Raw genomic sequence first — 21,104 nt, 5'->3', positions numbered from 1 at the left:
GTGAGTCGATCGCCTCTGCGACCGATTGGGCGACCTCGCGAATTGGGCGCGCGGTCGCCCGTCAGCGTTACTGCTGTTCGTCGAAGGGCGGGTAGCCGTCGTTCTCTTCGATGTCCTCGTCGATCTTCTCTGCCGCTGCGCTGAGCGCGGCCTTGACGTCGCCGCCGTTGAAGATCTCGTCGACGGCTCCCATGAAGGCCGAGGTGATCGCCGGATAGGCCGGATGCGGCGGCCGTGCGATCGCGGTCTTCGATGCCTGCTCGAAGGCGACGGCCATCGGGCCGCCGGTGCTATACAAGGGAGAATCGGCGGCAAAGCTCTTCAGCCCCGGATAGGCGGAATCCTCCCTGGCATAGTCGCGATATTGCTTGTCCTTCAGCATGAAGCTCACGAACTTGCCGGCAATATCGGGATGCTCGGAGGCGGTGGTGATGCCCCAGATCCAGGTGCCGTTCGGGCTCGCGCCTTTCGGCCCGAACTTCGGCAGCGGCATGACGACGATGTCGTCCTTCATCGAGGCGGCGGCTTCCGCATAGATCCAGTGGCCGCCGAACGCCAGCGCGGCCGGATGCCCCTCGGCGAAGAACTGGTTGGTGCCGGAGGATTGCGGCACGACCCAGCCCTTATTCACCCATCTCTGCATCATCGTCAGCGCATCGACGCACGGATCGCTGTCGAGCGTTCCGACCGCTTTCCAGCTCTTGCGGTCGATCAGGTCGCAGCCGGCGGATTGCAGGATCGGACCATAGGCATAGGTGATCCATTCGGTCTTGATGCCATAGCCTCGGAACGTGTCGATCGGCCATTTGACGCCCTCGACTTTCGAGAGCTTGTCGAGATAGCCTTCGAATTCCTCCCGCGTCCAGGCGTCATCCACGCCCTTCGGAATGCGGGCGCCGATCGCCTCAAGGTATTTTCTGTTGCCATAGAGGACGACGGAGGAGTCGGTGAGGCCTACGGCGTAAAGCTCCTTGTCGATCGGATAGGTGCCCTGCGCGACGTTGGACTCGGTCATGTCGTCGAGGATATCCTGCTCGATCAGAGGTTTTATCGGCTGCAGGTAGCCGGACCAGACGTAGTTGGCGAGGAAGGGAGCGTCGAGTTCCATGACGTCCGGCAACTGCTTGGACATGACGGCGGCGCTGAACTTCTCGTTATAGGCGTCGTGCGGCGCATAGATCAGCTCGATGTCGACGTCCGGATTGGCCGCCTCGAAACGCTTGGCGACGTCGCCATAGGTCGAGACCCAGCCGGGATCGCCCTGGTGCATCACCTGGATGACGGTATTGGCTTCGGCCTGGCCCATCAGCAGACCCAGGGCCGCCGATGCCTCCAATAGTGAAAGTAAACGATTACCCATCATAGTCACTCCTCCTCAACGGGTTTTTACGCTGCAAGTAAATTCATACGGATAGCCGCTCCACCAATTGGAACGGCAACTTTCGCACTTCTCCCGGCACCGCATCATTGGTCAGCAGAATGTTGGCTGCCATGCGGCCCATCGTGCGATGGGGCAGGGCCATGGTCGTCAAAGGCGGATCGAGGCGCGAGGCGATATCGACCTGGTTGTCGAAGCTGGCGACGGCGACGTCGTCCGGGATCTCGGCGCGGACCCGGCGCAGGGCGGCATAGACCTCCATCGCAACCCGGTCGTTGCCGCAGAGGATTGCATCCGGGCGGTCTGGCCCGCGCATCAGTTCGGTGACGTGGGAGTGGACGAGGCTCGGCGCCCGGTCGCTGTAGGTGGCGCGCCGCACCGCCGGCAACAGCCTTGCGCCGGCGCCATCGAGACCGGCCTCCGTCATCGCCTGGCGAAAGCCGATCTCGCGCAGGTCGCCGGCGAGCAGGCCCGGCAGGTTGATGAAGGCGATGTTGCGCCGCCCTGCGTCGATCAGGTAGCTGGTGATCTCATGCGCCGCGCCGACCTCGTCCGGCACGAGAGACGTGACGCGGTCGCTCGCCTCACGACAGTTGATCATCACCCCGACGGTGCCGGCAAACTCCTCCGGCAGCGTGACGGTCTTGTGGTACATCGCGGCATAGGCGATCGCCCGCGGGCGGAAGCGGCGGACTTCCTCCACCACCGAAGCAACGTCGCGACTACCGCTGAGCGTCATCGCGAAGACGGCCATCTCTGAGGCCCGAGCCGCACCGTCGAGCCCGCGGATGATTTCGGTCGCGAAAGGCGAGGTGATCAACTCGTCGGCGACGACGCCGATCAGCGGCATCCAGCCCTGCCGCATGCTGCGTGCGGCGAGATTGGTGACATAGCCGAGTTCCTCGGCGATCTCCTTGATCCGCTGCCGCGTCTCTTCCGACATCCGGGCCGAGCCACCATGAAGAGCACCCGATACGGTCTTGACGGAAACGCCTGCACGCTCGGCTATGTCGCTCAACGAAATCGTCACGGTGGTTCCTTGGGTTAACGATTACTCACGTAATACCATCATCAAACGGACGGAGTCAATCACAGACCTTGACTGCCTCGTCGCCGCCTCTTCTCATGCGTTTCCCGGCAGGTGCAAAAATCTATGCGGCTTCATCTCGATACAACTTTCGCGGCAGAGCATCGAGACTAGATCCCTTACGCTTTTTGCCGTTCTAACCTATATTAGAAACCATGAATTTCGACGAAAGGTAGAGAGCGGGTAGGATAGCGTCCGATCCATACTCCCGCTCGGCCCGTAGCGCGACCAGAGGCTTGACGGCGGATGTCCCGAATCCTCACCCTTGTTCTGTTCATCTTGTCGGCCTTCGCTTCTCCCGTCCCACCGGTGTCCGCGGCCGAGCGCGTCGCATTGGTGCTGCACGTCAACGGCGCGATCAGTCCGGCGACCGCGGAATATTTGATCCGAGGACTCCAGCGTGGGAAGGATCGGGGCGTGTCACTGGTGGTTTTGCAGATGGATACGCCCGGCGGCCTCGACACCTCGATGCGCGCCATCATCCGGGCCATCCTCGATTCGCCCGTAGCCGTCGCCAGCTTCGTTGCGCCGAGTGGCGCCAGGGCGGCGAGCGCCGGGACCTATATCCTTTACGCGAGCCACGTGGCGGCGATGGCGCCGGGGACCAATCTCGGCGCCGCGACACCGATCGCCATCGGCGGAGGGCTGTTCGGCGGCGACGAGGAAAGCGACAAGGACAAGCCTGCCGAGGAAGGCAAGACCGACGCTCCGAAACGCCCGGCAAGCGCCGGCGAGGCAAAGCTGATCAACGATGCGGTGGCTTATATTCGCGGGCTTGCCGAGCTACGCAATCGCAATGTCGATTGGGCGGAAAAGGCCGTGCGCGAGGCCGCAAGCCTCTCTTCGGCGGCGGCGGTCCGGGAGAAGGTCGTCGATTTCACAGCCGCCACCGTCGAGGACCTGCTGAAGCAGGCCCATGGCCGAACGGTTCGCATCGGCCAGGCCGATAGCCGGCTCGATACGATTGGGCTCTCAATTGAAGACGTGCTTCCCGACTGGCGCACGCGGCTCCTTTCGGTGATCACCGATCCGAATGTCGCGCTGCTGCTGATGCTCGTCGGCATCTACGGCTTGATTTTCGAGTTTCTGTCGCCCGGCACCGTGCTGCCCGGCACGGTCGGCGGCATCTGCCTTCTGCTCGGTCTCTATGCTCTCGCCGTGCTGCCGGTCAGCTATGCCGGTATCGGACTGATCATCCTCGGCGTGGCATTGCTGGTGGCCGAAGCGCACGCGCCGTCCTTCGGCGTGCTCGGGCTCGGCGGTGGCGTTGCCATCGTGCTCGGTGCCGCCATCCTCTTCGATACCGACGTGCCGGGGCTGCAGGTGTCTTGGCCGGTTCTCGGCGGCGTGGCGATCGCGAGCCTCGCCTTCAGCCTCATTGTCGCCCGCCTCGCCTTCGTGTCCCGCCGGCACAAGGTCGCCACCGGAGCCGAGCAGATGATCGGTATTTTTGGCAAGGTCGATAGCTGGGCAGGCGCCAACGGTTACGTCATCGCCCATGGGGAGCGTTGGCGAGCGGTGAGCAGCGATCCGCTAGGCCCCGGCGAGGACGTGATGGTCGTCGGCCGGGACGGCTTGACGCTCGAAGTCGAGCGCCGGGCAAAGGAAGCCAGAAGAGGAGGAGTTTGATGCCCTTCATAGGAAGTCTCGTCCCGCTCGCCGCGGCGCTGTTTGCCCTGCTGATCGTCATTGCCTACGCGATCCGGATCCTCCGGGAATACGAACGCGGCGTCGTCTTCACGCTCGGCCGCTTCACTGGCGTCAAGGGACCGGGCCTCATCCTGCTCCTTCCTTACGTGCAGCAGATGGTGCGCGTCGACCTCCGCACGCGCGTGCTCGACGTGCCGAGCCAGGACGTCATCTCGCACGACAACGTCTCAGTCCGCGTCAGCGCGGTCATTTATTTCCGCGTGATTGATGCGGAGAAATCGACGATCCAGGTCGAGGATTTCATGGCGGCGACGAGCCAGCTCGCCCAGACGACCTTGCGGTCGGTGCTCGGCAAGCATGATCTCGACGAGATGCTGGCGGAGCGCGACCGGCTGAACGACGATATCCAGAAGATTCTCGACGTGCAGACCGATGCCTGGGGCATCAAGGTCGCGACCGTCGAGATCAAACATGTTGACATCAATGAATCGATGATCCGCGCAATCGCCCGCCAGGCGGAAGCCGAACGCGAGCGGCGCGCCAAAGTCATCAATGCCGAGGGCGAGCAGCAGGCGGCGGCGAAACTGCTCGAAGCGGCGCAGATCCTCGCCCGCCAGCCGCAGGCCATGCAGCTTCGCTATCTCAGCACGCTCAATGTCATTGCCGGCGAGAAGAACTCGACGATCATCTTCCCGTTCCCGATGGAAATCGCCGAAATCCTCTCGGCCAAGACCGGACGCTCCTCGGAATAGCAGCGCCGGCGAGGCCCCCGGCGCGTCACATCACCATCTGCCGCGCCACTTTCTCGGTCAGTTCTTCCTGCTCCTCGCTGACGCGCTTTGCCGCCTGGGTGGCGAGCTCTGCCCCCATTCGGGTGAACCGCTCCGTCTCGTCGGAATAGTCCTGAAAGGCGTTGCGCCAGAAGGCGCAGTAGAGATCGAAGCCGTCGCGCGCGTAGTCCGACGCGAGCAGCTCCTCCCAGAGCTGCAGATGCTGCTCGCTGCGGCTCTGCATGAAGGTGAGCGCCTCGATCTGACCCCGCAAGGCGGTCTGCAAGAAGTCCGCCTGGAAACGGGCCATCGAAAGCATCAGCGATCGACCTTCAGGGCCTACCGGCCATCGTGGCCATGTCTCTGATGCAAGAGGGTCGGATATTGTCTTCGACATCGCAGAGCCTCCTCTTCTGCAGCATCTCGCTGTATCAGCGGCACACAAAACTCATTGAGCAGGACCATCGGCGTCGTGGAAGACGTGACGGCGCCCTCTACGACCCGGATTGGCGGTCTCCTTTGGCTACCAAGCTAGGGCGGCCAGTCCCCACATTCGTTGATCCGCATCAATTTGGAAGCGCAGGGCCGCCGCCGCGGCACCCATCCGTCTTGACGCCGGTCAAGGCGGGTCTGCGCTTCGGCCATAGACTAAAGCATTTAGATCGCTTGATGAAGTGACTCACATCATGTTCATCAGGGAAATGAGTGAAGCGGAGTGCATCGCTGTCGTGACGTCGGGGCGGCTCGCCAGGCTCGCCTGTTCAAAGGACGACCGGCCCTATGTCGTTCCGATCCATTATGCCTATGCCGGCCGGCGCCTCTACAGCTTCTCCATGCCGGGCCGGAAGATCGAGTGGATGCGCGTCAATCCGCATGTCTGCAGATCGACGTGTTTATAGGCGCGCAGGGCTGGAAGAGCGTGCTCCTCTATGGCCAGTATCGGTAGCTTCCGGAAACGCCACAATGGCACGCGAACGCATGCACGCCTGGTCTCTTCTGGAGAAGCACGTCAACTGGTGGGAACCCGGAGGATTGAAGCCGACGCCGCAGAAGATGCTCGGCGCTTCGCCGCATCTCTTCTATTGCATCGGCATCGACGAGATGACCGGACGTGCCGCCGCGGCAGATGACCGGGGCTGAAACTCTGTGCGCGCGACGGACATTCGTCCGAAGCCGCCGCTACGATGTATCCTGCCCCGGCCGCTGAGGCCGAACGGGCGCCGGACTATCGATCGGAGGATCGCACATGCCGAAGAAAAGCGCAGGCATCCTGCTCTACAGATACGAAGCCGGTGCGCTTCTCGTCCTGCTCGTTCATCCCGGCGGCCCCTTCTGGAGCAACCGGGATCTCGGGGCCTGGTCGATCCCGAAAGGCGAATACTAGGGGGGCGAAGAGCCGGAAGCGGCGGCGCGCCGCGAGTTCCTCGAGGAGACCGGCATCGCCGTCACGGGGCCGTTGGAGCCGCTCGGCGAGGCGCGCCTGAAAAGCGGCAAGCTGATCACCGCCTTCGCGGGCGAAAGCGAGTTCGACATCGCCAGCATTCGCAGCAACCTGTTCGAGATAGAGTGGCCGCCTGGAAGCGGGCGCATGCAATCCTTCCCCGAAGTTGATCGGGCGGAATGGTTCACGCTCGAGGAGGCGCGGGCAAAGATAAACGCCGCTCAAACGGCATTCATCGATCGTTTGGAAGACCGCCATAACCGCCGCTAGCATGCCATCTAATGGCCGGCGACCCGGAGCCGCTCGTGCGCCTGCTCGGCCATGCCCGCGACGACGAGCGCCTGCGCATCGCCGTTCTCCCAGGCGCCGCGACGGCGATCGGCGACGCCGGGGACGATCTCTACCGGGATGCCGCGTTGGCCGAGCCATGCGGCCGCCTCCCGCGTTTCGGCATCGCTTGCCGGATCGCCCGCCTGGAGCTGCACGACGCGTTTTCCGGCTCTCGCGAGAGCGGCAATCGCGTTGCTTCCATCTCCGGCGCCCGTATCCCGGCTTCGCTGGTTGACAAGGATGCGCCTGGCCTCGCGCCGAGCGAGTTCCAGCACGTCGTTGGAGATCCGTTCGTCGTAGAGGATGACGTCGGCGGCCTGCAGGGCGCGGACCGCCTTCAGCGTCAAGAGCTCCGCGTCGCCCGGTCCGGCGCCGACGATGGTGACGCGGCCAACGGCGCGGCGGGGCGTCGCCAAACGATCCACCTCCGCCATCAGCCGCGTCTCCACACCCTCCTCCGGTGTTTCGATGAAAGCCCGATCGACAAAGCGCTCCCAGAACGTGCGGCGCTGAGCGCCCGGCTGCAGGCGGGCATTCACCCGTTCGCGGATCGCCTGGGCCACGCCGGCCCAACGCTTCATCGCCGGCGGCAGCAGCGTCTCGATACGGCGGCGGATCGCCTGCGCCAGGATCGGCGCTGCTCCGTCGGTCGAGATTGCCACGACAACGGGCGATCGATTGACGATCGACCCGAACTGGAACTGGCAGAATTGCGGCTTGTCAATGACGTTGACGGGCACACCGGCGGCACGGGCCGCATTGAAGAAGGCTTCGGCCTCCTCGTCGTCTTCACAGTCGCCGATCGCCAGCGCGGCATCGCCGAAGATCCCGTCATGCCAGGTCTGATCATGGTGCACGAAGGAGCCGTCCCGATCGGCGGCGCCGCGGCCGAGCAGGTCGTGGAAGCCGTCGCCGAGGTCCGCATGCGATGCGTAGACGTGCACCTCGGCGCCGCAGGCGGCAAGCAGTTCGGTCTTCCAGGCGGCGCCGTCGCTGCCGCCGGCGACGACGACACGCTTGCCTTTCAGCGTCCAGAAGAGCGGCAGCGTCGCCAGTGCCGCGACACGCTGCGGCTTCGAGGCGCGATCACTCGGCAGCGGCGGCAAGGCATGCATTGATGATCCCCCTGATTTCGGAGCGGCAGGAACCGCAATTGGTTCCGGCGCTGGTCTTCTCGCCAATGGCTTCGACGCTGTGACAGCCTCCGCGGATCGCGGCGGTGATCTGGTTGACGCCGACGCTGAAGCAGGAACAGACGGTTGCGCCCGGGTCGGGCTTGTCGGCACCGGGGCGGCCGGCGGCCATGGCGAAGCGCTTGCTGAGATTGGCGTGCGAAACGCCAAGCTGCGAAACCGCCCAGTTTCGCGCCACCGCAACCGGCCGGGGCGAGAGGAAGAGCGCGGCAAGCAGCCTGTCGCCGTCGAAGAAGGCAAGGCGGAGTTCTCCCGAGGTCCGGTCCGTATAGCCGATCGGGTCGATATCGGCGGGAATGGAGAAGGCCTGCCGGCACCAGCCTATCCAATCGCCGTCCGCGCCGGTGAAGGCGAGTTCCATGCGCCATCCGCCCTCGGCCTTGGCGATCGCCCAGTAGGCCGCGTCGAACTGCTCAGGCTTTTCGGCCGAAACGGCGAAGCCGTAGGCTTTTGCGGCGAAACGCTTCGCCCGAACAGCGACGTTCTTCGAGGCAGGTTGGCCCGAGACCGGGTCGGTGACCGGCGGGACCAGAGCGTCGATCCGCGCCTTCGAGGCGAACTGATCGTTCCAGTGCATCGGCACGAAGAGATTGCCTTCGGCCTGCCGTTCGGTGACGAGCGCCCGCACGATCGCCGTGCCATGCCGGCTTTCGAGCATGACGAGGTCGGCGACGGAGACGCCGGCCTTCTGCGCGTCGCGCGGATGAATTTCCACGAAGGGCTCGGCGAGATGGCTCGATAGCCGGGCGCTCTTGCCGGTACGGGTCATCGTGTGCCAGTGGTCGCGCACCCGGCCGGTGTTGAGGGTCGAAGGGAAGGCCTCGTTGGCGCGGCGCGCCTGCGGCGCCTGAACGGCGATGAAGCGGGCGCGGCCATCCGGATGATAGAAGCCGCCCTTGGCGAAGAAGCGCTTGACCTGAGGCGCGCTTCCTTTCGGCTGCGGCCATTGGAAGGGCCTGAGCTCGTCATAGGTCGCCCGGTCGATCGCCGCGTGGGCGCTGATGTCGAAATCGCGGCGCCCATCGTTTTCGAAGCCGGAAAGTGCGGCGTGCTCGGCGAAGATCTCGGATTGCGACGAATGGCTGAAGGCCTCGTCAAAGCCCATCCGCCGCGCGACCTCGGCGAGTTGCCACCAGTCGGCCCGCGCTTCGCCCGGTACCGGAAGAAAGGCGCGCTGGCGCGAGATGCGCCGCTCGGAATTGGTCACCGTGCCGTCCTTCTCGCCCCAGCCGAGCGAGGGGAGCAGGACCTGGGCGTGGCGGGCCGTATCGGTCTGCCGCTGCATCTCCGAGACGACGACGAAGGGACAGGCCTTGATCGCCGCCTCGACGGCGTCGGCGTCGGGCATGGAAACGACCGGATTCGTAGCCATGATCCACAGCGCCTTGATCCTGCCATCGGCAACGGCGCGGAACATGTCCACCGCCTTGAGGCCCTGCTTCGCGGCGATGCTCGGCGCTCCCCAGAAGCGGCGCACCAGATCGCGGTCAACCGCCTTGTCGATATCCAAATGGGCAGCAAGCATGTTCGCCAGTCCGCCGACTTCGCGGCCGCCCATCGCATTCGGCTGGCCGGTCAGCGAGAAGGGGCCCATGCCAGGGCGGCCGATGCGGCCGGTCGCCAGATGGCAGTTGAGGATGGCGTTCACCTTGTCGGTCCCGGCGGAGGACTGGTTGACGCCCTGGCTGTAGCAGGTGACGACCCTCTCCGTCGTTTCGAACAGCCGGAAAAAGTCGCGCAACTGCTTGGGCGTGAGGCCCGTCGCCGCCGACAGCGCAGGGAGATCGAGTGCCGACGCGGCCTGAAGGGCCTCGGCGAAGCCTTGCGTGTGGGCGGACACATAGTCCCGATCGATGGCGCCGCTCTCTGCCAGATGCGCAAGCAGCCCGTTGAAGAGCGCCGTGTCGCCGTCGGGCGCGATCGCCAGATGCATGTCGGCGATGTCGGCCGTCATCGTCCGACGCGGGTCGATGACCACGACCTTCATTTTCGGGCGGTTGGCCTTCGCTGCCGAAAGGCGCTGGTAGAGGACCGGATGGCACCAGGCCATGTTGGAGCCCGTCAGGATGACGAGGTCGGCAAGCTCGATGTCTTCATAGGTGCCCGGTACCGTATCGGCGCCGAAGGCGCGCCGGTGGCCGGCGACCGAAGAGGACATGCAGAGGCGCGAATTGGTGTCGATATTGGCCGAGCCGATGAAGCCCTTCATCAGCTTGTTGGCGAGGTAGTAGTCCTCGGTCAGCAATTGCCCCGAGACATAAAAGGCCACCGAATCCGGCCCGTGTTCGGCGATGCTTTGGGAAAACCGTTCGGCGACGAGGTCAAGCGCTTCGTCCCAGCCAGCCCGGCGGCCGCCGACTTCCGGATGGAGCAGGCGACCGTCGAGATCGAGAGTTTCGGCCAGCGCCAATCCCTTCGAGCAGAGCCGGCCGAAATTGGCCGGGTGCTCGGGATCGCCCTTGACGCTGACCGCACCGTCCTCGCCCACGCGGGCGATGACGCCGCAGCCGACGCCGCAATAGGGACAGGTGGTCTTGACCTCGCACGCCATGCCTACTCCGCCGCTGCCAGTGCCAGGTTCTCGAGCGCGATGGAGAGCGCGCCATTGTCATTCCTGACCGGTATGGTGCGCACCGCGCCTTCGTCGGCGCCGAGCGCCTTGCCGGTCTCCAGCGAAATCACCCAGTTGTGCAGCGGGCAGGTGACCGCGTTGCCATGGACGATGCCCTGGCTGAGCGGGCCGCCCTTGTGGGGGCAGTGATCCTCGATCGCAAAGACCTCGTTCTCGGCGGTCCGGAAGACAGCGATCTTGCCGATCGGCGTCTTGACGCAACGGGCGCCGCGAAGCGGAATGTCGCTGATGTCGCCAATAGCTATCCAGTTCATTGTCCTCACCTCATTCCGCTGCCTGGTTGAACCCGACCGTCGCCATCGGCCGGAACTCGTGCTTGTCCTTGCCGGAGACCCGTTCCGACCAGGGATCGACCTGTGCAAATTTCTGGCTGAAGACAAAGCGGTCGTAGTAGCCCTTGCGCTTCTCCGCATCGTCCATGATCTGCCGGCGGATTTCGTCGAGGCCGATGCGCTTTGCCCACTTGTAGATGCGCTCCAGGTAACGGGCCTGTTCGCGGTACATCTGCGTCAGCGCGACGATATGCTCGAGCGCCTCGTCTTCGGTCTTGACGAGCCCCAGAACCTCGGTGCCCTTGATGTCGAGACCGGCGGCACCGGCAAAGTGGATTTCGAAGCCGGAGTCGACGCAGATGACTCCGATGTCCTTGCAGGTCGCCTCGGCGCAGTTGCGCGGGCAGCCGGAGACAGCCATCTTCAGCTTGGCCGGTGTCCACGAGCCCCACATGAACTTTTCGATGCGGATCCCGAGGCCGGTCGAATCCTGGGTGCCGAAGCGACACCATTGCGAGCCGACGCAGGTCTTCACCGTGCGCAAGCCCTTGGCATAGGCCTGGCCGGAGACGAAGCCCGCCTTGCCGAGATCGGCCCAGACGGCCGGCAGGTCCTCCTTCTCGATGCCCAGCAGGTCGATGCGCTGGCCGCCGGTGACCTTGACCAGCGGGACATTGAACTTGTCGACTACATCGGCGATGGCGCGCAGTTCGTTGGAGCTGGTGACGCCGCCCCACATGCGCGGCACGACCGAATAGGTGCCGTCCTTCTGGATATTAGCGTGGACGCGCTCATTGATGAAACGCGACTGGTAGTCGTCGGCATATTCGTCCGGCCAATCGCAGACGAGGTAGTAGTTGAGGGCCGGCCGACATTTGGCGCAGCCGCAGGATGTCTTCCACTCGAGCTCCTGCATGACGGCCGGAATGGTCTTCAACCCCTTCGCCTTGATCAGCCGGCGCACGTCGTCATGGCCGAGCTCGGTGCAGTTGCACATCGGCTGCACGGCGGCCGGGTTGTAGCTCTCGCCAAGCGTGAGCGACATCAACTGCTCGACAAGTCCGGTGCAGGAGCCGCAGGAGGCGGATGCCTTGGTGTGGGCGCGAACCTCGTCGAGCGAGGTCAGGCCCTTGCCGGTGATCGTCGAAACGATCTTGCCCTTGCACACGCCGTTGCAGCCGCAGATTTCCGCATCATCCGGCAAGGCTGCAACGGCCGCCGTAGGGTCCAGAGGGGCTCCTCCCTGGTAGGCCTGGCCGAAGATCAATGTGTCGCGCATTTCGGTGATATCGGTGCCGCGCTTCAACAGGTCGTTGAACCAGGCGCCGTCCGCGGTGTCGCCATAGAGAACCGAACCGATGATGCGGTTCTCCTTGAGCACCAGCCGCTTGTAGATGCCGGCGGTGGCATCGCGAAGCACGATCTCCTCGCGCCCATCGCCATCGGCGAAATCGCCGACGGAATAGAGATTGATGCCGGTCACCTTGAGCTTGGTCGGCGTGTCCGAGTGGACGAAGGCGGCCTTGCGGTCCCCGGCGAGGTGGGAGGCGGCAACCCGCGCCATCTCATAGAGCGGCGCCACGAGGCCGTAAACCATTCCACCGACTTCGGCGCACTCGCCGAGCGCCATGATGTCGCCGTCGGAAGTCTGCATACCGGCGTCGACGACGATGCCGCGGTTGACCGCAAGCCCCGCATCCTTGGCGAGGCCAGCATTCGGCCGGATGCCGACGGCCATCACGACCAGCGTTGCCGGAATGATCCGGCCGTCCTCGAGCTCGATGCCCTCGACCCTGGTTTCGCCGATGATCCGCTTGGTGTTCGCCTTGGTCAGGACCTTGATGCCGCGCTCTTCGACCGCCTTCTGCAAGAGATAGCCGGCGGCCGGATCGAGCTGGCGTTCCATCAGCGTCGGCATGACGTGGAGGACGGTGACCTCCATACCGCGGGCCTTGAGGCCGGCGGCCGCTTCGAGGCCGAGCAGACCGCCGCCGATGACCACCGCCTTCTCGCGCGACTGGGCGGCGAGCAGCATCGCCTGCACGTCATCGAGGTCGCGATAGGTGATGACGCCTTGCAGGTCTTTTCCCGGTACTGGAATGATGAAGGGCACCGAACCGGTGGCGATCACCAACTTGTCGTAGCTTTCGGTGACGCCGTGATCCGACGTCACGGTCTTGGCGGAACGGTCGATCGCGACGATCTTGTGACCCTTGTAAAGTGTGATGCCGTGCTTGATGTACCATCCGTCGCCATGGATGATGATCTCTTCGTAGTCCTTCTCGCCGGACAGTACCGGCGAGAGCATGATGCGGTCGTAATTGACACGCGGCTCGGCGTTGAAGATCGTCACTTGATAGCGCCCGGGCGCCTTTTCGAAGAGCTCTTCCAGCATCCGGCCCGGCGCCATGCCGTTGCCGATGATGACGAGTTTTTCAAGGGTGCTTTCAGCCATTGGGTAATTACTCCGCAGCTTCGACGAAGTGGCGTCGCTCGGCGAGAGAGAGCACGACTTCGCGACAGTTCAGGTGGGTTCGATTGAGGATCGGATGGATGGCCAAAACCCGGTCCCGCAGATAGGCGCGGTTTGACGCGCCCGTTGCGGCTGTCTTCGGGGGACTGCGGCGGAGTGGCCCGCCCATCGAGGTCCTGGTCATGTGCACGTTTCCTCAAAATTTGCCGGCCGGTCCGGGACCGGCACAAAAAAACGCCGCTTGGACATTTGCGCTCCGGGACCTGGAAGAAATCCCCTTGGAGGCAAAGCCTTGCGACGTCGGTGTCTTTGACGGGCGCTGGCGGCGCCCGAGCTCGCTTTCAATCGCCGTTGACTAAAGCAATTTTACAAAAGCAAACGTCGTGCCAGTTTCGGATTATTCGCTTATCTAATTGAATTCGCAATGGAATTTCTAACGCGGCAGGTCTGCCCAATAAATAAACACGGTGTGTTGTGATTAATTTTTGTGCGATGCGGCATTCAAGGGAAGCCTCTGCCGTTGAAACGAGCAGCTTATCGCTCAGACGTCGTCGAGCGAGGCGGGGGGAAGCCCCGCCGCCTTCACTGGGAAGCTCTCGATATATTCCCCGATCCGCTTGGGGTCGAAGACGTGTCCATCCATGAAGCCGTCGCCGGGCATTGCGCCTTCGAGGACAATATCGGTCTCCGCCGGCGGGGCCGCTTGTCCGAGCGCGCGGCGGTAGAGGTCGGGCCGGTAGGCGGAAACGCTCGCCTCCAGCCCCTCGGGGGACAAAGCCGCCTGTCCCCAGCGGACCATTTGGCTGTAGGTCCAGAGCGCCTGGCTCGGGCGGGGGAAATTGGCCGAGCCGGCGTGGAAGACGAAATAGTCGTCGACCACCCGCTGGTTGCCTTCGGGATCGATGGTGAATTGACCGGCCAGCACCCGTCGCAGGATATCGACGGAGGCGGCGACGTAGCGCTGCGCGGAAAGGACCTCTGCAAGAGCCGCGCGGTTCTCCGCCGCGTCGCACCAGCGGGCGGCGGCATCGAGCGCGACGAGCAGTCGCGAAACGGTCTCTGGATTGGCCTCGGCCCAGTCGGGCCGCATGCCGATCACCTTTTCCGGCGCCGACGGCCAGATGTCCTGCTTGGTCGCAACGATGCGGCCGACGCCGCGTTCCGAGGCCACCATGTTCCAGGGAGCGCCGACGCAAAAGCCGTCGATCGCCCCGGCCGCCAGCGCGTCGGATGTCATCGGCGGCGGTACGACGACGAGCTTGACGTCGCGGTCCGGATCGACGCCGCCTGCGGCAAGCCAATAGCGGAACTCGTAATTATGCGAGGAAAACGGATAAGTGACGCCAAGCGTCAGCGGCGGACGACCGGCGGCCCGGTCGCGACGGATCACCGCCGCCAGGGCTTGCGCATTGGCCAGAGCGTTGTCGCTCGTGTCGAGTTCGCCCTCCCTCCTCATCTCGGCATAGAGCCGCGTCGACAGGGTGATCGCATTGCCGCCGCGCCCGAGCGAGAAGGGCGTGGTCGTCGGCGACGGGTTGGAGCCGAGTCCGAGCATCGCCGCGACCGGCATGGGCGAGAGCATATGCGCGACGTCGAACTGACGAAAGGCCAGCCGGTCGCGCATATTCGCCCAGGAGACATCCTTCACCAGATCGAGGGTGATGCCTTGCTTTTGCGCGAAGCCGAACTCGGCTGCGGCGATCAGCACGGCCGCATCGACGAGCGGAATGAAGCCGGCGCGCACGGTGCGCGGCCCTTCGGCTGCCACGATGGACGGAACCGGCAGGGCCTCGCCGGCGGCGAGCTTGCTCGCCTTGGACTCGTCGAAATTCGTCAATGCATTCACTCCGGTCTCTCCCGACGCGCTGCTCGCTTCGCGTGGCGTCCGTCCCTCATCGGATCAGCAATCCGGCGGCGGTCACCACGCTCTGCGCGATTTCCGAGATCTTCTTCTTCTCGTTCATCGCGGTCTGGCGAAGCAGCGTGAAGGCCTCCTCCTCGGAAAGCCCTCGCATTTTCATGAGAATGCCCTTGGCTCGTTCGACGAGTTTGCGCTCCTCGAGCGCCGATTTCGCCTCGGCCAGTTCGCGCTGCAGCCGGCTGAAGGCGTTGAAGCGGCTGACGGCCATGTCGAGGATCGGCTTGACCCGTTCCTTTCTCAGCCCGTCGATCACGTAGGCCGAGACGCCGGCCTCGACCGCGGCCTCGATCGAGGCCGTATCGGAGCGGTCGACGAACATGGCGATCGGCCGGCCGACGGTGCGCGTCAGCTGGAAGAGGTGTTCCATCATGTCCCGGTTGGGATTCTCGATATCGATGACGATCACATCGGGCTGCAGCGTCTCGATGATCCGCGCCACCCCATGGACTTCATGGATGACCGTAACATTGCGGTGGCCCGCTTCGCGCAGACCTTCCTCGATGATCGAGGCGCGAATGGCGTTCTCGTCAATGACTAGGATGGTCAGATCTCGATGCGACATGCTGCATCATGATGCAGTGCAGCAACTTTCGCAATATGTCTGTGCCTAAATAATTTGCGAATGAGATAATTGATCAAATTTAGGGCAAGATGCTCAATGGTACACGCTTGGCTGCGTAAAAAATGAGCCGCAATTTCGACCTTCGATGGTGGGCGAGCGGAGCCGGCAACCGACGCGGTCCCTGTACGTACCTCGATGCCCGACCTGAGTCGAACATCGGGCGGGAACAGCCGCACCGACCTCGATTGGAACTTTTCGCAGACCCGGCCGGTTGTAAGTTGCAGACGTCAGCAAAGCTGACGGCTGAAGAGCATGGGAATTGTTGCTATGCAAGCTGTCCTGTTCGTTGCGGTTCTGGCTTTGCCGCTGGCGGCCGGTCTGTTGCTCATCTGGCTCGGACCGCTCTGGGCCGCGGAGCGCCATTCCGGTGACGGCCGCTATTGGACGGTGCCGAAGCTCGAGAAGACGAACGCTTCGCGCTAGCCGGTGACTGCCGCTGGCGGGCTGCCGCCATTGGTGGCTCACTATCGGATCCGCGTATGACCAGCACGTCAGCGTTATTCATGGGGCCAGGTCGCAAGGGCCTGGACAAAATGGGTGAGCCACATGTTCGTCTGATGGCCGTCGAGCGCCCGGTGGTCGATGGTCAGCGACACATAGGCCATCGGCCGCACCTGGATCGTGTCGACGCCGTCGATCTCGCGCACAACGACCCGCTTCTCGAGTTTTCCAATCCCGAGGATCGCCGATTGCGGCTGGTTGATGATGATCGGTGTCGCAAGCAAGGAGCCCGATACGCCATGGTTCGAAATGGTGAAGGTGCCACCCCTAACGTCGTCGGGGCCGAGGGCGTTTGCCCGTGCCCGGGCAGTTAGGTCCTGCAGCTTCGCCGCAATCCCGGCGAAGGGGAGATCCTGGGCCTGGTGGATCACCGGCACGATCAGTCCCTTGTCGCCGAGCGCGGTTCCGACGCCGATATTGATCTCGTCGAAAACTTCGAGCGCATCCTCGTGCCAGCGGCTGTTGACTTCGGGGACGGCGCGCATCGCCGCCACGCAGGCGGAAACGATATAGGCGGTATAGGAGAGAGTGATGCCCTCCGCCGCCAGCTTCGCCTTATGCGCGTTCCGGTGGCGCATGACCGCCGAGAAATCGGCTTCGAAGACGGCGGTCACGTGCGGCGCGGTGGTCGCCGACGAGAGCATATGTGCGGCGATCGAGCTGCGCATGCCGCTGTGCGCTATCTTTCGCGAACGCAGCAAGGTGCCCTTCTCCGCCGGTTCCATCCGAGGTGGCGGTTGGGTGGGCCTCGCCTCGGGCACCGGAGCGCGGCCTTCCGGCCTTTGCGCGAAGGCCCTGTCCATGTCCGCGCGGGTGACGCGGCCGTCCCGGCCGGTGCCGGCAATGGTCGTCGGATCGATCCCGTATTCCTCGGCCGCGTGGCGTACGGCGGGAGAGAAATGCGGTGCCCCCGCATCGCCGGGCGTCCTCAGGGCCGACCCCTGCGCCGGCACGGCGACCTGCTCACGACCGAGTGTTTCGCTGCCGATCCGGCCGAGAACGGCGCCGGGCACGGCATCGTCGCCGTTCTCCATGAGGATTTGCGTGAGAATGCCGTCGGCCGGGGCGGGGACTTCCTGGGTCACCTTGTCGGTTTCGAGCTCGACCAGCGGGTCGCCCGACTTCACGCTTTCGCCGATTTTCTTCAGCCAGTTGCGGACGACGGCCTTCGTCCCCTCCTGCTCGATGGGGGCGTTGATGTCGATGAGGTCGCCCATGCTCAATACTCCAGCAGATCGGTGATTTTCCGGCGGATCCGTTCCGTCGAGGGGACCGCCCAGTCGAGCAGGACCGGATTATGGGGACTTGGAATATCCGGCATGGTGAGCCGCGAGACCGGAGCGTCGAGATCGATGAAGGCTTCGTCGGCGACGGCCGCGGCGATTTCGGCACCGAAACCGGCAGTGCCGAGATCCTCGTGAACGATCAGGCAGCGGCGGGTGCGGCGGACCGAGGAAAGCACCGCGTCGCGGTCCCAGGGCATCAATGTCCTGAGGTCGATAACGTCGGCGGAAATCCCCTCTGCCGCCTCCTCGCAGCGGTGCACCATCGCGCCCCAGGTGACGATCGTGACGTCTTTGCCTTGGCGCGTGAACTTCGCCTTGCCGAAGGGCAGGGCGAAGGCGTCCCCTGGATAGGGGCGGCGCGCCCAGGCATGGTCCAGCATGGCGCGGTGCTCGAAGAAGATCACCGGGTCGTTGCCGCGCAACGACGTTCTGAGGAGCCCGACGGCATCCTCGGCGTTGGAGGGAACGGCGACCTTCCAGCCCGGCTGGTGGACGAAGGCGACCTCGTTCGTCTGGCTGTGCCACGGGTCGCCGCATTTGAAGAAGCCGCCCGGCATGCGCAGGACGATCGGGGCGGCGAAGCGGTTGTTCGTGCGCCAGCGGACCGTGCCGCAATCATTGATCTGTTCCATCGCCGGTTCCGCATATTTGCGGAACTGGATTTCGGGAACGGGCACGAGGCCGGCGAGCGCCATTCCGACGGCGCGGCCGACGATGCCTTCCTCCGAAAGCGAGGTGTCGAACACGCGGGCCGCGCCGTATTTCTCCTGCAATCCGAGGGTCACGGCATGGACGCCGCCCTTGGGGCCGATATCCTCGCCGAACAGGATGACCTTGTCATTGATCGACATTTCGAGGTCGAGCGTCCGCCGGATTGCGGTCACCATGTTGATCCGCTGGCCGTCGCCCGTCGGCGTGTCGGTCGCTGCGGGTGGTTGGTAACCGCTACAGTGCTGTCCGCCCATCGCCTGCATCTCGCCCTCGAAGAAGACATTGCGGGTCAGCGTTGCGGGATCGGCGACCGGCCGCGACTCGGCCTCCAGGCGTGCCTGTTCGGCCGCCGCCCCGGCAGCGCCGGCGACCTCTTCCCATTCCCTTTCGCTCAAGACGGCAGGAACCAGATAGTCCTTCAGCCGCGGCAACGGGTCGCGCGCCCATTCGCTTCTGACGAGCTCTTCGCTCTTGTAGGCCTGCGTGTCCTGGAAGCTGTGTCCCTCGAGGCGGGGCACCCGCAGGCGCAGCAGGACGGGCCGGCGTTCGTCGCGAACGAGGTCCACGGCGCCTCCGGTGAGCCGTGCGGCTTCCTCCGGATCAGAGCCGTCGCCATCGAGAATGGTGAGGTTTTTCCAGGCCGCGAGATTGGCGGCGATGTTGCCCTCGGGTGTCTGCAAGGTCGAGGGGACCGAAATGCCGAAGCCGTTGTCTTCGATATAAAAGAGCATCGGCAGGCTCTGCGTCGTGGCGACCGTCAGCGCCGACCAGAAGCCGTTGGAGGCGACCGAAGCGTCGCCGCCGAGGACGACGGCGATGTCGCGGTCGTAATCCCGGTTTTTGAGGTGCTTGCTGAAATAGGCGATCGCCTGCGCCCATCCGGCCGTCGGCGTGTATTGCGATCCGACGCCGCCGCACATCGGCAGCGCCGAGGCGCCGTTCGGATTGGGATAGTTGAAGACGACGCCGATGTCGCGGCCGTCGGAATAGCCGCCGGCGCGCGCCATGGCCGAGCCGAGCGCGTCGGCCGGATCGACGCCGAGCGACAGCAGCAGTGGGCGGGAACGGTAATAGCCGCAGGCTGCGTCATGCTTACCCGTGAGCTTCAGCCCCAAGAGGATCTGCGCCATGTCATGGCCGCGGGCCGAAAACTGATAGAGGACCTTCTTCTCAGGGACGAGGCGTTTCTCCTCCATCTCGTCGAGTTCGCGGGACAGAAGCGTGAGATGCACCACCCGCTTCCAGTCGATGCTCTCGTCCGGTGCGTTCCGGCGGTCCGGTTTGAGTGCAGCCTGTCCCATTGCCTTATCTCCTCCAGGTTCCTCACTGGAAGAGTAGCTCGCCTCGGGCGCAAATCGGTTTCAATCTTGCAGCATTTTCGATATCGATTGATGAACCTGTTTCATTTTCGAAAGAATTATGATGAGCACGTTCAATCTCGATACGGTCGACCGAAAGATCCTGAGAATCCTCCAGGAACAGGCCGATATCAGCCACGCTGCGCTGGCCGAGGCGGTGGGTGCCTCGCCGGCCTCCTGCTGGCGGCGGATCAAGGCGCTCGATACGGCCGGCGTGCTCGGAAAGGCCGTTCGGCTCGTCAATCCGGACCTGGTCGGGCGTGGTCTGAACGTCTTCTGTCATGTGCGGATGAAGTCGCACGACCTGGTCGCCCGCCGAAGCTTCGAACGCTTCGTCGAGAGCCACGAAGAAGTGCTGGAATGCTATTCGATGTCGGGCGAGTGGGACTATCTCTTGCGCGTCGTCGTGGCGGACGTTGCCGATTACGAGCGATTGCTGATGCACGGCATCCTGACGCATGACGCGGTGGCGAATTCGTCCTCGCATTTCGCGCTGAAGAGCGTGAAATACTCGACCGCCGTTCCGGTGTAGTGGCCTGCAGCTAAGCAGCCTGTGCTTCGAGCAGGGCAAGGCGCCTTTTAGTCTCCTCGGTGACGTCGGGGAGCGGACCGGACCCGCTGACGAAGGTCCGCCCGATATGGGCGTCGGCTAAGGGCGACAGGAGCCGGTAAAGCGCGGCGAATAGGCGGCGCGCCTCCATGCCGGGCCAATCCTCAGGCAAAGCGGCAGAAGGCAGGCGGGGGTCATGCAGCAGGACGGTGCGGAACCGGTGGATCAGAAGCAGCCGCATCGTTAGCGCCGCGGCCGGCGCTAGGCTCTGCGCAAGAAGGACCACCGGTGCGAACTGGTCGATGAATCGGCGATAGGCGGCAGCGTGCGGTGCGAGGTCCCAATAGGTCTGGACAAAGGCGGCGAGCGCCTTCGAATCGGGCGAGTCGGCGCGCAGCACCAGGGCGTCGGCCGATTCCGGCCTCTCTCTCGCAGGCCCGATGGCGAGGCGCGGGTCTAGCCGTGCGTAGCCGGCGCGCTCGAGGGCCTGCATCCTTTCCTCGGCCCGGGCGCCGCTCAGATGCACCAGTTGCCAGCTTTCCGCCTGCGCGCTGCCGAAAATGATCCGTGCCGCGGCAGCGAAGTCGCTGCCGGCTGCTTTCGAAAGGCGATAGTAGCTGCGCCGTCCTTCTCTCTCGCCGAGCAACTGCCCGGCCGCGACCAGCCGCGAGACGGCGGTTCGCACCAGCGTTTCGCTGATGCCGACCGCGGCGCAGGTGTCGATCAGATTGCCGATCCAAACGATGCCGCCGCGGGGCTCCACGACGTCTCCATAGATCGTCACGATGAAGCCGGCGGCCCTCAGGGGCCTCTCGGCGAGAATGTTCTCGACGAGTTCCGCGATGCGACCGTCTGCCTCGCCTTCTGCCATTATTCGACTCGCGCCTTCTCTCCCAGCCCGATCACATTCCATGGGCTGTGGCAGAACA

General features: G+C 64.2%; 19 protein-coding genes and 1 pseudogene. 7 read left to right on the top strand and 13 right to left on the bottom strand.

From position 1 onward, the window contains the following. Positions 1-67: 67 nt before the first annotated feature. On the bottom strand, positions 68-1,360 hold the full coding sequence (locus NXT3_RS29635; RefSeq protein ID WP_179864671.1) for an ABC transporter substrate-binding protein: 1,293 nt from the start codon (positions 1,358-1,360) through the stop codon (positions 68-70). Between the two features lie 43 nt (positions 1,361-1,403). Beyond that, positions 1,404-2,408: a LacI family DNA-binding transcriptional regulator gene (locus NXT3_RS29630; protein WP_104841232.1), complete on the bottom strand. Its 1,005-nt coding sequence runs from the start codon at positions 2,406-2,408 to the stop codon at positions 1,404-1,406. 303 nt (positions 2,409-2,711) lie between these two features. Here NXT3_RS29630 and NXT3_RS29625 point away from each other — a divergent pair, with 303 nt between their 5' ends. Beyond that, positions 2,712-4,094, top strand: a complete 1,383-nt coding sequence (locus NXT3_RS29625) for an NfeD family protein (RefSeq protein WP_037416547.1) — start codon at positions 2,712-2,714, stop codon at positions 4,092-4,094. After that, entirely contained in the window at positions 4,094-4,867 is a 774-nt protein-coding gene (locus tag NXT3_RS29620) for a slipin family protein (RefSeq protein ID WP_104841231.1), read from the top strand. Before NXT3_RS29625 ends, NXT3_RS29620 begins: the two co-directional genes overlap by 1 nt. 25 nt (positions 4,868-4,892) lie before the next feature. Here NXT3_RS29620 and NXT3_RS29615 read toward each other — a convergent pair whose 3' ends face one another. After that, positions 4,893-5,282 carry a hypothetical protein gene (locus NXT3_RS29615; protein ID WP_037416553.1) on the bottom strand — a complete coding sequence of 130 codons (390 nt, stop codon included), beginning with the start codon at positions 5,280-5,282 and terminating at the stop codon, positions 4,893-4,895. Positions 5,283-5,571: 289 nt separating this feature from the next. Here NXT3_RS29615 and NXT3_RS33425 point away from each other — a divergent pair, with 289 nt between their 5' ends. From NXT3_RS33425 to NXT3_RS29605, 3 genes and pseudogenes are all read left to right on the top strand, one after another. Then, a complete protein-coding gene (locus tag NXT3_RS33425; protein WP_423827902.1) occupies positions 5,572-5,784 on the top strand; it encodes a pyridoxamine 5'-phosphate oxidase family protein in 213 nt (70 codons plus the stop codon). A 64-nt stretch (positions 5,785-5,848) separates the two neighbouring features. After that, a complete protein-coding gene (locus NXT3_RS33420; protein ID WP_423827903.1) occupies positions 5,849-6,025 on the top strand; it encodes a hypothetical protein in 177 nt (58 codons plus the stop codon). A gap of 106 nt (positions 6,026-6,131) precedes the next feature. Continuing rightward, positions 6,132-6,596: pseudogene (locus tag NXT3_RS29605) on the top strand (NUDIX domain-containing protein). Positions 6,597-6,604: 8 nt separating this feature from the next. On the opposite strand, the gene NXT3_RS29600 reads toward NXT3_RS29605, so the two are convergent. The 7 genes from NXT3_RS29600 to NXT3_RS29570 form a co-directional block, all read right to left on the bottom strand. Next, positions 6,605-7,771 carry a siroheme synthase family protein gene (locus tag NXT3_RS29600; protein WP_104841230.1) on the bottom strand — a complete coding sequence of 389 codons (1,167 nt, stop codon included), beginning with the start codon at positions 7,769-7,771 and terminating at the stop codon, positions 6,605-6,607. Then, entirely contained in the window at positions 7,743-10,400 is a 2,658-nt protein-coding gene (locus NXT3_RS29595) for a nitrate reductase (protein ID WP_097524478.1), read from the bottom strand. Before NXT3_RS29595 ends, NXT3_RS29600 begins: the two co-directional genes overlap by 29 nt. Positions 10,401-10,402: 2 nt before the next feature. Further along, positions 10,403-10,735: a nitrite reductase small subunit NirD gene (gene nirD, locus NXT3_RS29590; protein WP_037416566.1), complete on the bottom strand. Its 333-nt coding sequence runs from the start codon at positions 10,733-10,735 to the stop codon at positions 10,403-10,405. A 10-nt stretch (positions 10,736-10,745) separates the two neighbouring features. Then, positions 10,746-13,208, bottom strand: coding sequence for a nitrite reductase large subunit NirB (gene nirB / locus NXT3_RS29585; protein ID WP_097524479.1), 2,463 nt, complete (start codon positions 13,206-13,208; stop codon positions 10,746-10,748). Between the two features lie 7 nt (positions 13,209-13,215). Then, positions 13,216-13,410 carry a hypothetical protein gene (locus NXT3_RS29580; protein WP_037416572.1) on the bottom strand — a complete coding sequence of 65 codons (195 nt, stop codon included), beginning with the start codon at positions 13,408-13,410 and terminating at the stop codon, positions 13,216-13,218. 357 nt (positions 13,411-13,767) lie between these two features. Then, entirely contained in the window at positions 13,768-15,072 is a 1,305-nt protein-coding gene (locus tag NXT3_RS29575; RefSeq protein WP_104841229.1) for a CmpA/NrtA family ABC transporter substrate-binding protein, read from the bottom strand. 46 nt (positions 15,073-15,118) lie between these two features. Beyond that, a complete protein-coding gene (locus NXT3_RS29570) occupies positions 15,119-15,709 on the bottom strand; it encodes an ANTAR domain-containing response regulator (protein ID WP_037416578.1) in 591 nt (196 codons plus the stop codon). 327 nt (positions 15,710-16,036) lie between these two features. Between NXT3_RS29570 and NXT3_RS31870 the strand changes: the two genes are divergently transcribed. After that, a complete protein-coding gene (locus NXT3_RS31870) occupies positions 16,037-16,192 on the top strand; it encodes a hypothetical protein (RefSeq protein ID WP_158665426.1) in 156 nt (51 codons plus the stop codon). A gap of 74 nt (positions 16,193-16,266) precedes the next feature. Here NXT3_RS31870 and NXT3_RS29565 read toward each other — a convergent pair whose 3' ends face one another. Next, positions 16,267-17,487 (bottom strand): dihydrolipoamide acetyltransferase family protein, encoded by a 1,221-nt coding sequence (locus tag NXT3_RS29565; protein WP_104841228.1) that lies wholly within the window; start codon positions 17,485-17,487, stop codon positions 16,267-16,269. 2 nt (positions 17,488-17,489) lie between these two features. After that, positions 17,490-19,568, bottom strand: coding sequence for an alpha-ketoacid dehydrogenase subunit alpha/beta (locus NXT3_RS29560; RefSeq protein ID WP_104841227.1), 2,079 nt, complete (start codon positions 19,566-19,568; stop codon positions 17,490-17,492). 118 nt (positions 19,569-19,686) lie between these two features. Between NXT3_RS29560 and NXT3_RS29555 the strand changes: the two genes are divergently transcribed. Then, positions 19,687-20,157: an Lrp/AsnC family transcriptional regulator gene (locus NXT3_RS29555; protein ID WP_097524484.1), complete on the top strand. Its 471-nt coding sequence runs from the start codon at positions 19,687-19,689 to the stop codon at positions 20,155-20,157. A gap of 10 nt (positions 20,158-20,167) precedes the next feature. On the opposite strand, the gene paaX is transcribed toward NXT3_RS29555, so the two are convergent. Further along, positions 20,168-21,046 carry a phenylacetic acid degradation operon negative regulatory protein PaaX gene (paaX, locus tag NXT3_RS29550; protein ID WP_199773422.1) on the bottom strand — a complete coding sequence of 293 codons (879 nt, stop codon included), beginning with the start codon at positions 21,044-21,046 and terminating at the stop codon, positions 20,168-20,170. Between the last annotated feature and the right edge of the window lie 58 nt (positions 21,047-21,104).

Source organism: Sinorhizobium fredii (assembly GCF_002944405.1).
GTDB lineage: Bacteria > Pseudomonadota > Alphaproteobacteria > Rhizobiales > Rhizobiaceae > Sinorhizobium > Sinorhizobium fredii_C.
The sequence above is the reverse complement of the archived record's forward strand: the minus strand, read 5'-3'. Positions and strand labels throughout refer to the sequence as shown.